Annotated in this window: 15 protein-coding genes; 4 read left to right on the plus strand and 11 right to left on the minus strand. The window is 67.5% G+C overall.

Going from position 1 to position 14,650, the window contains the following annotated elements; genetic code table 11:
• Window positions 1–27: 27 nt before the first annotated feature.
• The 7 genes from tolB to prmB form a co-directional block, all read right to left on the minus strand.
• Window positions 28–1,314, minus strand: a complete 1,287-nt coding sequence (gene tolB, locus G315_RS0105355) for a Tol-Pal system beta propeller repeat protein TolB (RefSeq protein WP_019612057.1) — start codon at window positions 1,312–1,314, stop codon at window positions 28–30.
• 34 nt (window positions 1,315–1,348) lie between these two features.
• Window positions 1,349–2,362, minus strand: a complete 1,014-nt coding sequence (tolA, locus tag G315_RS0105360) for a cell envelope integrity protein TolA (RefSeq protein WP_019612058.1) — start codon at window positions 2,360–2,362, stop codon at window positions 1,349–1,351.
• Window positions 2,363–2,373: 11 nt separating this feature from the next.
• Complete coding sequence (gene tolR, locus G315_RS0105365) at window positions 2,374–2,826, minus strand: protein TolR (RefSeq protein ID WP_018143960.1); 453 nt, start codon at window positions 2,824–2,826, stop codon at window positions 2,374–2,376.
• 3 nt (window positions 2,827–2,829) lie between these two features.
• Window positions 2,830–3,504: a protein TolQ gene (gene tolQ / locus G315_RS0105370; protein WP_018168448.1), complete on the minus strand. Its 675-nt coding sequence runs from the start codon at window positions 3,502–3,504 to the stop codon at window positions 2,830–2,832.
• A 32-nt stretch (window positions 3,505–3,536) separates the two neighbouring features.
• Entirely contained in the window at window positions 3,537–3,956 is a 420-nt protein-coding gene (gene ybgC, locus G315_RS0105375; RefSeq protein ID WP_018143962.1) for a tol-pal system-associated acyl-CoA thioesterase, read from the minus strand.
• Window positions 3,953–4,996: a Holliday junction branch migration DNA helicase RuvB gene (gene ruvB / locus G315_RS0105380; RefSeq protein WP_026313016.1), complete on the minus strand. Its 1,044-nt coding sequence runs from the start codon at window positions 4,994–4,996 to the stop codon at window positions 3,953–3,955. Before ruvB ends, ybgC begins: the two co-directional genes overlap by 4 nt.
• Window positions 4,997–5,093: 97 nt before the next feature.
• The gene (gene prmB / locus G315_RS0105385; protein ID WP_018949924.1) at window positions 5,094–5,990 is read right to left on the minus strand and encodes a 50S ribosomal protein L3 N(5)-glutamine methyltransferase; all 897 of its coding nucleotides are present in this window, start codon (window positions 5,988–5,990) and stop codon (window positions 5,094–5,096) included.
• A gap of 78 nt (window positions 5,991–6,068) precedes the next feature.
• On the opposite strand from prmB, the gene asd reads away from it, so the two are divergent.
• Entirely contained in the window at window positions 6,069–6,923 is an 855-nt protein-coding gene (asd, locus tag G315_RS0105390) for an archaetidylserine decarboxylase (RefSeq protein WP_018143965.1), read from the plus strand.
• Window positions 6,924–7,169: 246 nt separating this feature from the next.
• Here the strand turns inward: asd and G315_RS0105395 are convergent, their stop codons facing one another.
• Both G315_RS0105395 and recQ read right to left on the minus strand, forming a co-directional pair.
• A complete protein-coding gene (locus G315_RS0105395) occupies window positions 7,170–7,919 on the minus strand; it encodes a DUF3581 family protein (RefSeq protein ID WP_018143966.1) in 750 nt (249 codons plus the stop codon).
• Window positions 7,920–7,961: 42 nt separating this feature from the next.
• The gene (recQ, locus tag G315_RS0105400) at window positions 7,962–9,851 is read right to left on the minus strand and encodes a DNA helicase RecQ (protein WP_018143967.1); all 1,890 of its coding nucleotides are present in this window, start codon (window positions 9,849–9,851) and stop codon (window positions 7,962–7,964) included.
• Between the two features lie 199 nt (window positions 9,852–10,050).
• Between recQ and G315_RS0105405 the strand changes: the two genes are divergently transcribed.
• The 3 genes from G315_RS0105405 (at window position 10,051) to G315_RS0105415 (ending at window position 13,508) form a co-directional block, all read left to right on the plus strand.
• On the plus strand, window positions 10,051–10,512 hold the full coding sequence (locus G315_RS0105405) for a c-type cytochrome (RefSeq protein WP_018143968.1): 462 nt from the start codon (window positions 10,051–10,053) through the stop codon (window positions 10,510–10,512).
• Window positions 10,513–10,517: 5 nt separating this feature from the next.
• Window positions 10,518–11,516, plus strand: a complete 999-nt coding sequence (locus G315_RS0105410; protein ID WP_018143969.1) for a diguanylate cyclase — start codon at window positions 10,518–10,520, stop codon at window positions 11,514–11,516.
• Window positions 11,517–11,687: 171 nt separating this feature from the next.
• On the plus strand, window positions 11,688–13,508 hold the full coding sequence (locus G315_RS0105415; RefSeq protein ID WP_018143970.1) for an ABC transporter ATP-binding protein/permease: 1,821 nt from the start codon (window positions 11,688–11,690) through the stop codon (window positions 13,506–13,508).
• Window positions 13,509–13,747: 239 nt separating this feature from the next.
• Here G315_RS0105415 and arfB read toward each other — a convergent pair whose 3' ends face one another.
• Together arfB and G315_RS0105425 are read right to left on the minus strand one after the other, a co-directional pair.
• A complete protein-coding gene (gene arfB, locus G315_RS0105420; protein ID WP_018143971.1) occupies window positions 13,748–14,164 on the minus strand; it encodes an alternative ribosome rescue aminoacyl-tRNA hydrolase ArfB in 417 nt (138 codons plus the stop codon).
• Window positions 14,165–14,171: 7 nt separating this feature from the next.
• Window positions 14,172–14,486 (minus strand): hypothetical protein, encoded by a 315-nt coding sequence (locus G315_RS0105425; protein WP_018143972.1) that lies wholly within the window; start codon window positions 14,484–14,486, stop codon window positions 14,172–14,174.
• Between the last annotated feature and the right edge of the window lie 164 nt (window positions 14,487–14,650).

A 14,650-nucleotide genomic window follows, 5' to 3' on the forward strand; every position in this document is an offset into this window, starting at 1 on the left:
AAGGGACAGTAAATAGGTCTGTGGACATCAGTTCAGGGGCGACCAGGCAGGTTCGCGCACTTCGCCTTCGCGGGCGGCCAACCGCTGGTGCACCTGGCCGTCGCGACTGACGGAGCCGAGCACGCCTCGCCCCCCATCCGTCATGGCATACAGGATCATGCTGCCATTGGGTGCGAAGCTTGGCGACTCTGCATCGCGCCCGTCCGTGAGGCGCGTCACACGGCGATCATCCAGATCGAGACGCGCCAGCTGAAATCCGCCATCGCCCCCATGGACGTACACCAATGAGCGACCATCCGGGGAAATCGTGGCCGCCGCCGCGTAGCCGCTCTCGAAGGTGAGACGGCGCGCATTGCCACCGCTGGCCGGCTGGGCATAGATTTGCGGCGCGCCCGCACGATCCGAGGTGAAGTAGATGGTATCGCCGTCGGGCGACCAGACCGGCTCGGTCTCGATCGCGCTGGAGCGCGTCAGTTGACGCAGATCGCCTGAGGCCAGATCCATCACGTAGATATTCGGCGAGCCGTCGCGCGAAAGGCTCAGCGCCAGCTGGCGGCCGTCCGGGGACCAGGCCGGGGCGCTGTTGATGCCGGTAAAACTCGCGATCCGGTTGCGCTCGCCGGTCTCCACATTCTGACGGAACACCTCGGAGCGGCGATTCTCGAAGGAGACGTAGACCAGCTCACGACCGTCCGGCGACCAGTCCGGCGACATGATCGGATCCCGCGACCGGAACAGGGTGCGCGGATTGGCGCCGTCGGAGTCCGCGACCTCCAGGCGAAACTCGCGCAAGTCGTTGCGGCGCTCGACGCTGACAAACGCGATACGCGCACTGAAGGCACCCGGGTCTCCGGTGATCTGCTCGTAGACGATATCTGACACGCGATGCGCGCCGCGGCGCAACATGTCCGCCGGCACCGGGATACGCCAGCCGCCCAGGCGTTCCTCGGCCAGCACGTCGAACACGTGGAACTCGACCATCACGTTGTCGCCGTCGGGGCGCATCGAGCCGACCACCAGGTACTCCAGACCCGCCTCGGCCCAGGGCTGGGCAAGGAAGTCGGCTGGGCCCGAGGGTGCTTGGGGCAAACCGTCGCGTTCGACGTCAAACAACCCGCTCCGGGTCAGGTTCGCGGCCAGGATCTGGTCCACATCCTCGCCCGGACGCCCGTCGCCGTCCCAGGTGAACGGAGCCACAGCCACCGGGATCGCACCCGTCACCCCCTCGGTTACCGTCACTTCCAGAACGGCCTGGGCCTGCGCCGACCACAGCAGCGCCAGCCCCAGCAGCATCGCGTAAATCATTCGTTGCATGGTGTTCCTCGTGGCCCGGTTGGCAGCGGGCCGGTCAGTCGGGCTCGAAGCGGATGCTTACCCCGCCGCGCACGGCATCCGCATCCGGCGGGCGCGGCAGCGACGACAGGCGATCCATGGTCTGCCGAACCGAGTCGCAGAAGGCGGTCCCGCCGGAGCAGCTCTGGATGTCGAAATTGATGATACGCCCGGTCTCGTTGACGCGCACGAGAACGATGGCACGATCCGAGGCATCCAGCCCCGATGGCTGGCGCCAGCGGCGCTGCACCACCGACTGCACCTGCGCGCGCCATTCGTTCAGCTCGCGATCCGCCTGTGCCTGGCGTTCCGCGGCCTCGCGCCGGGCCTGCGCCTCGGCCATGCGCTCCTGCTCGCGCTCCATCGCCTCGCGGCGGCGCTGCTCTTCCAGTTCGCGCTCCTGCTCGGCGCGACGCTCGGCCTCTTCCCGTTCGCGGCGTTCGGCCGCCTCGCGCTCGCGGCGCTCCGCCTCTTCCTGCGCCTGACGCTCCGCTTCCTCGCGCTCCCGCCGTTCCGCCGCCTCACGCTCGCGCGCCTCCTCGGCCTCACGCCGGGCCTGTTCCGCAGCCTCGCGCTCCTGGCGGATACGCTCGCGTTCGGCCTCGGCCTCCTCGCGCGCCTGGCGCCGCGCCTCCTCGGCCTCGCGGCGGGCCTGTTCGGCATCCTCCAGGGCCTGCTGGCGCGCGCGCTCCTGTTCCTCGCGGCGGCGTTGCTCCTCGGCCTGGCGGCGCTCTTCCTCGCGCCGGGCCTGTTCCTCGGCGCGGCGGCGTTCCTCTTCGGCGCGCAGCTGTTCGGCGACCTGCTCCTGCTCGGCCACCTCGCGCTGGTGTTCGATGCGATCGAAGGTTTCGGCATCCACCGCGACCGCGTCGATCACCTCGATATCCTCCTGCACGGCGATCTCGACAGCGGCACGGGTGGAGGTCGGCGAGACGAGGCTGACATTCAGCAACAACGCCGCAAACAACACGCCATGCAGAAGCAGGACGAGGACCAGGCTCAAGGGATGACGGCGCAGGAGCTCGAACACGGCGGGGCGGCTCAGTCCTGGTTGTCGCGCGGCGGCTCGGTGATCAGCCCGACGCGGCCGCCTCCGGCACGCTGCAGGGCAACCATGGCATCGATCACGCGGCCGTAATCGACATTGCGGTCACCGCGCACGAAGGTCTGGGTGCCCGGATTCTCGGCGAGGAACTCGCGCACGATCTCGGTCATCTCCTGCGGCGCCAGCGGCTCGTTCACATAGGGCCCCTGATTCAGGCTCATGGCGCCGCCAGCATCCACCGTGACCACCAGCGGCTCGGCCGCCTGCGGGTCCTCTTCCATGGCCTCGGCATCGGCCTCCGGGAGGTCGACCTCCACGCCCTGCTGCAGCATGGGCGCGGTGATCATGAAGATGATCAGCAGAACGAGCATCACGTCGATGAACGGCACGACGTTGATCTGCGACATGGGCCGCCGCAGGCGGCGACTGTTGCGACGCGACTCGGCCATGGCTTAGGCCGGCGCCCCGGCGGCACCCTCGGCAGGCTTGCCCGCCCCCTGGCGATTCAGCAGGGCCACAAACTCGTCGCCGAAGTTCTCCAGGCGCGAGGCCACGCGGTCAACATCCCCGGCGAAGCGATTGTAGGCGATCACCGCCGGGATGGCGGCGAACAGGCCAAGCGCGGTCGCGATCAGGGCCTCGGCAATCCCGGGGGCCACCATCGCCAGCGTGGCCTGCTGCACCCCGGACAGCCCCAGAAAGGCATGCATGATGCCCCACACCGTCCCGAACAGGCCGATGTACGGGCTGGTCGAGCCAACCGTGGCGAGGAACTGCAGGTAGCGCTCCATCTCGTCGGTCTCGCGCGCGATGGCCACGCGCATCGCGCGGTGCGCGGGCTCGCCGGGCGCCATGCCGTGCTGGCGGGCCCGCAGGAATTCCTTGAAGCCCGAGGAGAAGACATGCTCCATGCCGGACATCTCCGACTTGCGCCGCACCCCCTCGTACAGATGCGACAGATCGGCGCCGGACCAGAAGCGCTCCTCGAATTCATCGCTGGCGCGGTGGGCCGCGTTGAGGGAACGCGCCTTGATGATAATCACCAGCCAGGAGAGCACCGAGGCGACCACCAGGATCACCATGACCAGCTGCACGATCAGACTCGCGTCCATGATCAGCTGGTACATTGAAAAGTCGACTGTCACTTGTCCATCTCCCGTTATGCCTTTGTTCCATCCGCCGCACGCAGCGCGTGCGTCACTTCATCGGGGATTGCCACCGGCGCCTGCCGGGCCACGTCCACACAGGCAATGCCGACCTCGCCGGTCACCAGCACCGCCGCGTCACGCTGCACCGCCTGCGCGAATTCGATGCTGGCGCGGCGCAGACGCTGCACCCGGCAGGTCACCGTCAGGGCCTCGTTGAAATGGGCGGGGCGCTGCATCTCCACAGACAGACGCCGCACGGCGAACACAATTCCGTACTCGGCGCGCAACCGGTCCTGCTCGAAGCCCAGCGCACGCAGCCATTCGGTCCGCGCGCGCTCCATGAATTTCAGATAATTCGCGTGGTAGACCACGCCACCGGCATCGGTGTCCTCGTAATACACCCGCACCGGCCATTCGAAATCCGTCGTCATGGCTGGCGCGCGCCCTCGGCCATCGGCGTCAGCAGGTCACCCTCCTCCGTACGCGCCAGACCAAACATGGCCAGCGTGCGGCGGGTCGCCTGGCGCCCGCGCGGGGTGCGCTGCAGATAGCCCTGCTGGATCAGGAACGGCTCGACCACATCCTCCAGCGTGCCGCGGTCCTCGTTCATCGCGGTGGCCAGACTCTCGACCCCGACCGGGCCGCCATCAAACTTCTCCACCAGCACCTCCAGCAGACGGCGGTCCTGGGCATCCAGCCCCGAGGCATCGATCGCCAGCAGGTCCAGCGCCTGCGCGGCCACATCGAGCGTCACCACGCCGTCGGCCCGCACCTGGGCGAAATCGCGCACCCGCCGCAACAGACGATTGGCCAGACGCGGCGTGCCGCGCCCGCGGCGCGCGATCTCGGTCGCGCCCTCGGCCTCGATCCCCACGCCCAGCAAGCCGGCGGCGCGATTCACGATATGCGCGAGATCCGGGACAGTGTAATGATCGAGGCGCTGGACGATACCGAACCGGTCACGTAACGGGGCCGAGAGCAGCCCGGCGCGGGTGGTGGCCCCCACCAGCGTGAACGGCGGCAGGTCCACCTTGATCGAACGCGCGGCCGGACCCTCGCCGATCACGATATCCAGCTGGCCATCCTCCAGGGCGGGATACAGGATCTCTTCCACCACCGTCGGCAGGCGGTGGATCTCGTCGACGAACAGGACATCGCGCGGCTCCAGCGCGGTGAGGATCGCCGCCAGGTCGCCGGCGCGCTCCAGCACCGGGCCGGAGGTCTGACGCAGGCCCACCCCCAGTTCGTTGGCAATGATATGCGCGAGGGTCGTCTTGCCCAGCCCGGGCGGGCCGGCGACCAGCGTATGGTCCAGGGCCTCGTCACGCCCGCGGGCGGCCTCGATGAACAGCCCCAGCTGCTCGACCACGCGCGGCTGACCGGTGTAGTCCGCGAGCCGTTTCGGGCGCAGGCTGACCTCCGCCCGCTCTTCCTCGGACCGACTCTGCATATCCACCAGACGTGATTCCATAGCCTCGCAGTATGCATCGCCACCGGCGCCGTTTACAGGGCCTGCTGCCGGGTTTTCGGACCGGGGTCCGGGCGCGGGCCCGCGTGGGTCGGCGTGGTCAGGCGCTGGCGGGCAAGTCGCGGGCGTAGACCAGGAACACGCCATGCCCGCCGGCCTCGAACTCCAGCCAGATCATTGGCAGGTCCGGGAAGGCGGCCTCCACCGCGGCCTGGCTGTTGCCGACCTCCACGATCAGCGCGCCGTCCTCGGTCAGGTGCTCGCGGGCCCCGTCCAGGATGCGGCGCACGATATCCAGCCCGTCGCCCCCGGCAGCCAGTCCCAATGCTGGCTCGTGGCGGTACTCGTCCGGCAAGGCCGCCATGTCCTCGGCATCCACGTACGGCGGATTGGACACGATCAGGTCATAGCGGTCGCCGGCTTGCAGCCCATCGAACACGTCGGACTGCAATGCGCGGACTTGTTCGCCCATCTGGTGGCGCTCGATGTTGATCCGAGCCACCGCCAGCGCATCCGGCGAGACATCCGCCAGGTCCACCTGCGCCTGCGGCAGGGCCAGCGCCATCGCGATACCGATGCAGCCACCCCCGGTGCAAAGATCCAGGGCCCGCGTCACCCCATCGGGATCCACCCACGGCTCGAAGCCCGCGGCGATCAACTCCGCCAGGGGCGAGCGCGGCACCAGCACGCGCTCGTCGACATAGAACGGCAACCCGGCGAACCAGGCCTCGCGGGTCAGGTACGCCGCCGGCTTGCGGGTGGCGATGCGCTCGCGCAACACCGCCACGACCCGCGTGCGCTCGGCCTCGCTCAGGCGCGAATCCCACCACGACTCGGGTAGATCCAGCGGCAGGTGCAGGGTGTGCAGCACCAGCCAGGCCGCCTCGTCAAAGGCGTTGTCGGTGCCATGGCCGAAGGTCAGCCCGGCGCCGCGAAACTGGCTGGCGCCGAAGCGAATGAAGTCGCGCAAGGTGCGCAATCCGGTGGTTGAATCCATGCCCGGTCTTTCCGTTGCGTGCGGGGGCGGTCATCATACCGCCTCGATGTCACTGTGTACGCCCGAACGAGATCCCGCATGAGCAAGATCGACCCCTGGCTGGCGCGCCTGTCGCACCTGCTGCCGCAGCACGCCCTGTCGCGCGTGGTGCATCGTCTGGCGCGCATCGAGTCGCCGCAGCTGCAACCGCTGCTGCGCGCCTTCGTGCGCCGCTTCGGCCTGAACATGGACGAGGCCGCGGAACCGGACCTGACCACCTACCCCAGCTTCAACGCGCTGTTCACCCGCGCCCTGCGCGAGGACGCACGGCCATTGGAGGGGGACGCGAATACCCTGGTCAGCCCGGCCGATTCCCGGGTCAGCGCCGCCGGGCGCATCGAGGGCGGACAGATCTTCCAGGCCAAGGGGCATCACTACACGGTCCGGGAACTGCTGGGCGGGGAGGACGAGCTCGCGGAGGCCTTCCGCCACGGGCACTTCGTGACCCTGTACCTGTCGCCGCGTCACTACCACCGACTGCACATGCCGCTGACCGGCACCCTGACCCACATGATCCATGTGCCCGGACGGCTGTTCTCGGTCGCCCCGCGCATCGTGCGTCACGTGCCGCGGCTGTACGCCCGCAACGAACGCGTGGTGACCTGCTTCGACACCCCGGTGGGGCCGATGGCCATGGCCCTGATCGGCGCCCAGAACGTCGGTTCCATCGAGACCGTCTGGGCCGGCGAGGTCACCCCGCCCCATGGTCGCGAGATCAGTGTGAGCGAGTATCCCGACCGCGAGATCACCCTGGAGCGCGGGATGGAGATGGGACGCTTCAACCTGGGATCGTCAGTCGTGCTGCTACTGCCCGATCACCCACTAAAACTCGCGGAACACCTCACGCCCGAGACCGAAGTCCAGGTTCGCTCGGCGCTCGGCCAGTTCTACTGAGTTTTCAGTACGAAGCACACGCAGACAGGAAGAAGTTCAAGGGCGATTCACAGGAAGACGGGAAATCAGAAGAGTTCTTGAACGCTCACACCCAGCCCCAGTGCCTGGCGCGACGCTGTCGTCCGCAGTTCTCCCCAATGCCCTCGGAGCAAAAACGCCCCGTCTTCCCGCCGACCTGTAAAGGCTTTTCGCTTTGGACCTGGCCCGTCTTCGAGTCTTCGTGCGCGTGGTGGCGAACAAGGCACTTCAGGCCTGGGCCCCGGCCGGCTGATTGAAGTAGGCGGCCTTCCAGCTTTCGTAGTCGGCGACGAGCCGCTCGACATCGGCGGCATCGAACGCGCGCAGCCCGCTCAGCACCAGGTGCTTGCTGCCGTCGGCAACCACCGACTGGTCGATGACCAGTTCGTAGTCCAGGCGAATCTCTCCGCGCTTGCCATTGACCGTCATCACTGCATCCTTCAGACGGGGCTCCGGCACCCCGGCGCTGGCTGCCAGCGGCTCGGGCAGATGAAAACCCATGCGCTCATACATCACCAGTGGGCGCTTGGGGTTCACCATCACGCCGTGCTCTTCCATCAGCGGCACCAGCACGTGCGGGAAGTTCTGGCCGGAAAAGCCGACATAGCTGCGGATCAGCGACTCGATCGCACTGGGCTCGTCGATCACCGCCCCCGAACGCTCGACCTCGATTACGCTCTTGCCACTCTCGTCGGTAATGGCAAAGGCCGCGCCCGGGTTTTCCGGAAAGATCAGCGGCACATTGCCGCCGACCATGCCGGTGAAACGGAAGAGCATGTCCGCGCTCGCGCCGTAGGTGTCCAGCACCAGGGCAAACAGTAGATCCCCCGGGACACAGAAGCGCCGGTTGTCGGCATCGTGGATCGGATTGAAGTCGCCCGCGAGGGTCTTGGCGAAGTCGCTGCCCTGCTCCGGGGTTACGACCAGCTGACCGTCGCGAAGGCGGTAGAAATCCTCAAGGAAGCGGGTATCGGTCACGCGGTCTCCCCGAACGCATCATTTGGTGTGGTTTTCGCACCACTATAGCCCGAAATGCCCCTCGATGGCCTTGATAAAGGCATCGCCGTAGCGTTCCAGCTTGTGCTGCCCGACCCCGGAGATCCCGGCCATCTCGTCATGGGTGCGCGGCGCGGCCGCCACCATCTCCAGCAATGTGGCATCGCTGAAGATCACGTAGGGCGGCACCCCCTGATCCCGCGCCAGCTCGGTACGCAGGCCCCTCAGCGCCTCCCACAGGGAGCGATCCTCGGTGTCCATCGCCGCGACTGTACGGGCCGTATCACGCCGTGCCGGGCTGGCGGTACGTGCCCCCTTCTCCGGACGGGCCGCCTCCTCGCGCAGGTGAATCCCCTCCTCGCCGCGCAGAACCGGGCGACAGGCCGGATCCAGCTTCAGTCCGCCGTAGCCCTCGTCATCCAGGCGCAGCAGCCCACGCGCCAGCAACTGCCGGACCACGCCGCGCCACTGCGCCTTGTCGAGTTCCTTGCCAATACCGAAGGTGCTCAGACGATCGTGTCCCAGACGGGTCAGGCGCTCACTGGCCGAGCCGCGCAGCACGTCGATCACATGCCCGGCGCCGAAGCGCTCGCCGGTTCGATAGATGCAGGACAGGAGCTTTTGCACCGGCACGCTGGCATCCCAGGTCGCCGGCGGCTCCAGGCAGTTGTCGCAGGCCCCGCAGGGTTCCGGCATGTGCTCGTCGAAATATCCCAGCAGGGCCTGGCGGCGACAGCTGGTGATCTCGCAGAAGCCCAGCATGGCCTCCAGCTTCTGCTGTTCGACCCGCTGACGCTCGGCCCCGGCCTGCGACCCCTCCAGCATCTGGCGCAGGGTCACGACATCCTGCAACCCAAAGACCATCCAGGCATTGGCCGGCAGGCCATCGCGGCCGGCGCGGCCGGTCTCCTGATAGTAGCCCTCCAGACTCTTCGGCAGGTTCAGGTGGGCGACGAAGCGCACGTTCGGCTTGTCGATGCCCATGCCGAAGGCGATGGTGGCGACCATCACCACCCCCTCCTCGCGCAGGAAGCGGGTCTGGTTCGCCGCGCGGGTCGCGGCCGGCAGGCCGGCGTGATACGGCAGGGCGGTGACACCCTGCTCCGCCAGCCATTCGGCCACGGCGTCCACCTTCTTGCGTGACAGGCAATACACGATCCCCGCCTCCCCGGCGTGTTCCTCGCGGATGAAGCGCAGCAGCCGATCACGTGCCGAGCCGCCGCGGCCGCCGTCCGCCTGGGCGATGCGGTAACGGATATTGGGCCGGTCGAAGGAACTGACGAAGGCGCGCGCCTGATCGAGGCACAGCCGTTCGCGGATCTCCTGGCGGGTCGGGCCGTCGGCGGTCGCGGTCAGGGCCAGGCGCGGCACCTGTGGAAAACGCTCGGCCAGCACCGCCAGTTGACTGTATTCGGGGCGGAAGTCATGCCCCCACTGCGAGACGCAGTGCGCCTCGTCAATCGCGAACAAGGCGAGGTCGATGCCTTCCAGGCGTTCCAGCATGCCCGAGGCAAACAGCCGCTCTGGCGACATGTACAGGAGATCCAGTTCGCCGGCGTGCAGGGCCGCCAGCACGGAACGCGCCTCGTCCGCCTTCTGGCCGGAGTCCAGGCTGGCCGCGGCCACGCCGTTCTGGCGCAGGGCGGCGACCTGATCCTGCATCAGCGCGATCAGGGGCGAGATCACGATGCCGCAGCCGGATCGAGCCAGCGCCGGGATCTGGTAGCAGAGCGACTTGCCGCCGCCGGTGGGCATCAGCACCACCGCGTCGCCGCCCGCGGTCACATGCTCGACGATCGCCTGCTGCTGGCCGCGAAATTCCGTATAGCCGAAGGTCTCGCGCAGGATCTCCAGTAGCGCCGCCGCCGGAGCGCTTCCCTGCGCTTCTCCAGCTGCAAGACCCGAGGGTTCCAATGGATACACTCCAAACAAGATGACAGGCGGGCAAGACTGCCGAATGCCCGGCACCGCTGCAAGCGACAGGCGTCGGAATCACCCTGCGCCGCCCGCAACCGACACCTTCAAGAAGGCGCTGATTCGGTTTTTTGCGCCTTTCCGCGATAACACCCGCCACGCTAGACTGCCAACCCAGCCCCTCTTCTCCGGAGTCCCAATGCCGACCCCCGTCCGCCTCCTGCCCGTTGTCTGTCTCGCGCTATTGACGCTCGCCGCCTGCTCCGAGGCTCCGGATTCGGACACCGGCGACGCGGCCGCGCAGGCACCCGCCGGCGAGTCGAACGCGGCCTCGGGCTCCACGGCGCAGCTCGACTACAGCCTGCCGCCGGAGGATTTCGCCGCCGACCCCGAGGCCGGCCGCTCGCTGTTCCGGTCCAACTGCATGCAGTGCCACGGGGAGGAGGCGCGCGGCACCGACCAGGGGCCGCCGCTGATCCACCGGATCTACGAACCCTCGCACCACCCGGATATCACCTTCCATCGTGCCGTGGCCCTGGGCGTGCACCAGCACCACTGGGAATTTGGCGAGATGCCTCCGGTGGCCGGCGTATCCGGCGAGGACACCGCCCACATCATCGCGTGGATCCGCCAGGAGCAGCGCGCCGTCGGCATCGACTGATCTCGATGCCCTCCAACGGCAAGGCCGCCATCCGCCAGGTCGTTCACGGTTACCTCGACGCCTGGCTGCGTGAGCGCGACCTCGCGGATGTACTCGAGTGGCACGCACCACAGGTCAGTGGCTTCGGAACCGGAGGCGACGAAGCGGCCTTCACGCCGGAGGACGTGGAGCGCGTCGTCGGACGCGACATCGAACAGGTCCCGGAACCCTTCGACTACGAGATACACCGCGAAGACGTCCGCCTCGTCACGGATGAGGTCGCCCTGGTGATGCTGGTATTCGACATGCTGCTCGACACCCGCGGACAACGGGTGCGACTGAACGGGCTGCGGGCCAGCCTCTTGCTGCACCGGACCGGCGACGGCTGGCGCCTGGAACACCTGCACGGTTCCTTCCCCGCCAGCGTCCACGATGCCGACGAGCCGTACCCGGTCAAGGAGCTGGAGGAACGCGCGCATGTGCTCGAACGCCTGGTCCAGGAGCGAACACACTCCCTGGAGGCGGCCCAGAGACGCCTGGAACGTCTCGCCACCACCGACCCGCTGACGGGCCTGCACAACCGCATGAAGGCGAGCGAGATGCTGGCCGACGAAATCCGGCGGGCCGAACGTCACGGGGGCCTGCTTGGCGCGATCATGATGGATCTGGACCACTTCAAGCCGATCAACGACACCCTGGGGCACGGTCGCGGCGATGCCGTACTCACCCAGGTCGGTCGCGTGATCGCCGCCCGCATCCGCGAAACCGACCGGGCCGCCCGCTGGGGTGGCGAGGAATTCCTCATCCTGTGCCCGCAGGGCGATGTCGTGGCCACGAGCCAACTGGCCGAGGACCTGCGCCGCACCCTTGAGGCCACCGACTTCGAGACCGGGCACGCGCTGACCGCCAGCTTCGGCGTGGCCCAGCTGAACCCGGGCGAGAGCGCGGAGGCCCTGGTCGATCGCGCCGACCGCGCCCTGTACGCTGCCAAAAATGCCGGGCGCAACCAGGTACAGGGCACGTGAACTCGATCCGGCGTCTGCGGGTCGACCTGGAACAGGACCGGGGCGAGGGCTACCGCATCCACCGCTGACCTTCCGCGGACGCAGGGATGAGCCGCTACTGAACGCGCGCCCATGTGCGAATTCCGCCGCGCCTCTCTAAAGTAAGCGACCTACCCAGCCCCGGACTCCCCCATGCGCGGTCATTCCAGCGTGCACGATGCGCCCGACGAGGCGATCAACTGGCGCATCGTTCGCTCCCTGTTCCCCTATCTCGCGGAGTTCCGCGGGCGGCTGTTCCTCGCCCTCGGGCTGATGGGCCTGGCCAAGCTCGCGACCGTGCTGGTCCCGCTGGCACTCAAATACATCGTCGATCACTTCGAGGATTCCGGCACCGACGCGCTGGTGACAGTACCGGTGGCACTGGTGGTGGCCTACGGCCTGTTGCGCTTTGGCGGCACCCTGTTCGGGGAGTTGCGCGACGCGGTCTTCGTGCGGGTGGCCGAGCGCGCCATGCGGCGGGCGGCCCTGCGCGTGTTCGAACATCTGCATCGGCTGGAGCTGAGCTTTCATCTGGCGCGCGAGACCGGCGGCCTGGCCCGGGACATCGAGCGCGGCACCAGCGGTATCAGCTTCCTGCTGCGCTTCATGGTATTCAACATCCTGCCGACCATCATCGAGATCGCGATGGTCGCGGTCATCCTGCTGATCGCGGTGGGCCCGGTATTCACCCTGACGGTGATCATCGCGGTGGCGGCCTACATCGCCTGGTCGGTGTGGATTACCGAGTGGCGCACCCGCTTCGTGCGCGAGGCGAATCAGCGCGACAACGAATCCAACACCCGCGCAATCGACAGCCTGCTGAACTACGAGACGGTGAAGTACTTCGGCAACGAGGGCTTCGAGGCCCGGCGCTACGACGAGGGCCTGGCCACCTGGGAACAGGCGCGCACCAAGAACGTCCTGTCGCTGGTGCTGCTGAACTCGGGGCAGGCCCTGATCATCGCCGGCGCGATCACCGTGATGATGCTGCTGGCCGCCAGCCGCGTGGCCTCGGGGCAGATGTCACTGGGCGACCTGGTCATGGTCAACGCCTACATGATCCAGCTGTTCATGCCGCTGAACTTCCTCGGCTTCGTCTATCGCGAGATCCGCCAGTCGCTGGCGAACATCGAGCGCCTGTTCGGGCTGCTGGAGAAGCCCGTGCAGGTCGAGGACCGGCCGGACGCACCGGATCTCGAGGTCACCAGCGGGCATGTGTGCTTCGAACAGGTCGCCTTCCACTACCAGCCGGAACGGCCGATCCTCGCGGACGTCTCGCTCGACATCCCCGCCGGGCACAAGCTCGCGGTGGTCGGGCCCAGCGGGGCCGGCAAGTCCACGCTCGCCCGGCTGCTGTTCCGCTTCTTTGACGTGACCGGCGGGCGCATCACCATCGACGGACAGGACATCCGCGCGGTGACCCAGCAGAGCCTGCGCCGCGCGATCGGCGTGGTCCCGCAGGACACCGTGCTGTTCAACTCCAGCATTCGCTACAACATCGCCTACGGCGACCCGGAAGCGTCCGAAGAGGCGATCCGGCGCGCGGTCCACCTGGCGCATCTGGACGACTTCATCGAGCGCCTGCCCGACGGCCTGGACACGGTGGTCGGCGAACGCGGGCTCAAGGTCTCCGGCGGCGAGAAGCAACGCATCGCCATCGCCCGCATGCTGTTGAAGGACCCGCCGATCCTGGTGTTCGACGAGGCCACCTCGTCACTGGACTCGGGCTCGGAGAAGGCCATCCTGCAGGCCCTGAACGAGGTCTCGGCGCGGCGCACCACGCTGGTCATTGCCCACCGCCTGTCCACCGTGAAGGACGCCGAACAGATCGTGGTGCTGGACCAGGGCCGCGTGGTCGAACGCGGCACCCATCGCGAACTCCTCGCCAGGAACGGCGCCTACGCCCGCCTGTGGCAACACCAGCAGGAACACGAACCCACCACCGCCAACGCAAGCCCGAACGCCGGGGACTAAACCCTTGTTCACCACGGAGGGGTCAGAGAAAACAGGGAAGTAGGAGTGAGATACGGGTATTGATTGCAGCCTGGGTTACTGCCGGTTAACCGCCGCTGGTTCGTGCGCTTGGCGGCACCCCGCACCCTTGACGGATCGTTCAAATCAGAGCCTTTCGAATTTCTCCGTGTCCTCCGTGCTGAATACGCCCTTGAGTTCCTTCATGTCTTCGTGCGCTTCGTGGTGAACCGAGAAGTGAATCAGTCCGGGTCGACGCGGCCGCGCAGGGCCTTCTTGCGGCCGCGCTGGGTCTTGCCCTCCAGGCGGCGCAGCTTGGATGCGCGCGTCGGCCGCGTGGCCTTGCGGGCCTTGATCGGGCGGCCGGCCTCGCGCAGCAGCTCCGCCAGGCGTTCGAGCGCGTCCTCGCGATTGGCCTCCTGGGTACGGTACTGCTGCGCCTTGATGACGATCACGCCCTCCTTGCTGATGCGCTGATCGCGGCGGCGCAGCAGGCGTTCCTTGTAGACATCGGGCAGGCCGGAGGCGCGGATATCGAAGCGCAGGTGAATGGCCGAAGCGACCTTGTTGACGTTCTGGCCGCCAGCCCCCTGGGCACGGATCGGAATCAGCTCGATCTCGTGCTCGGGGACGCTCACGCTGTTGGAGATTTGCAGCATCGCGGGATCAGCGAAACTCGCCGCCACGGATACGATTTTCGTCGTCCAGATCCGCGAAGAACCGGCTGTGATCGGTGCGGTATTCCTGGGTCACGATGTCGCCGGGCAGCACCAGCATCACGTCGGGGTAGACGCGCCCGAATTCCGCGGGTGTCGGGCGGCTCTCGAGAAAATGCAGGAACGGGTTCATCTGCTCGACCGTGCCCGGACGCGGCTCGGGCCCGTCACCCCGGGTCTCGGTCTTGTGCACCGAACAGGCACCAACGCCCAGCGCCAGCACTACAACCACAAGGGCCGGGGTCCATCGGAAATTCAACGCCATGCGAACCTCCTGTGCAGGCAAGATGCAACGTCATTGCGAGGCGCGGAAGGCGCCGCAGCAACTTCCAGAAGCTCGCACCCCAGCTAGATCCGATGGCCCACGGGAGATTGCTTCGTCGCTTCGCTCCTCGCAATGACGGGCCAATGTCCCGCGCGCCGAGGGAG

The sequence above is a fragment of the Thioalkalivibrio sp. AKL7 genome, assembly GCF_000381705.1.
GTDB lineage: Bacteria > Pseudomonadota > Gammaproteobacteria > Ectothiorhodospirales > Ectothiorhodospiraceae > Thioalkalivibrio > Thioalkalivibrio versutus.

Coding starts and splice junctions, on each gene's coding strand:
- arfB (WP_018143971.1), bottom strand. CDS start 14,164: ATGCTGCAAATCTCCAACAGCGTGAGCGTCCCCGAGCACGAGATCGAG.
- G315_RS0105425 (WP_018143972.1), bottom strand. CDS start 14,486: ATGGCGTTGAATTTCCGATGGACCCCGGCCCTTGTGGTTGTAGTGCTG.
- tolB (WP_019612057.1), bottom strand. CDS start 1,314: ATGCAACGAATGATTTACGCGATGCTGCTGGGGCTGGCGCTGCTGTGG.
- prmB (WP_018949924.1), bottom strand. CDS start 5,990: ATGGATTCAACCACCGGATTGCGCACCTTGCGCGACTTCATTCGCTTC.
- ruvB (WP_026313016.1), bottom strand. CDS start 4,996: ATGGAATCACGTCTGGTGGATATGCAGAGTCGGTCCGAGGAAGAGCGG.
- G315_RS0105405 (WP_018143968.1), top strand. CDS start 10,051: ATGCCGACCCCCGTCCGCCTCCTGCCCGTTGTCTGTCTCGCGCTATTG.
- tolR (WP_018143960.1), bottom strand. CDS start 2,826: ATGGCCGAGTCGCGTCGCAACAGTCGCCGCCTGCGGCGGCCCATGTCG.
- ybgC (WP_018143962.1), bottom strand. CDS start 3,956: ATGACGACGGATTTCGAATGGCCGGTGCGGGTGTATTACGAGGACACC.
- G315_RS0105410 (WP_018143969.1), top strand. CDS start 10,518: ATGCCCTCCAACGGCAAGGCCGCCATCCGCCAGGTCGTTCACGGTTAC.
- asd (WP_018143965.1), top strand. CDS start 6,069: ATGAGCAAGATCGACCCCTGGCTGGCGCGCCTGTCGCACCTGCTGCCG.
- tolQ (WP_018168448.1), bottom strand. CDS start 3,504: ATGTACCAGCTGATCATGGACGCGAGTCTGATCGTGCAGCTGGTCATG.
- G315_RS0105415 (WP_018143970.1), top strand. CDS start 11,688: ATGCGCGGTCATTCCAGCGTGCACGATGCGCCCGACGAGGCGATCAAC.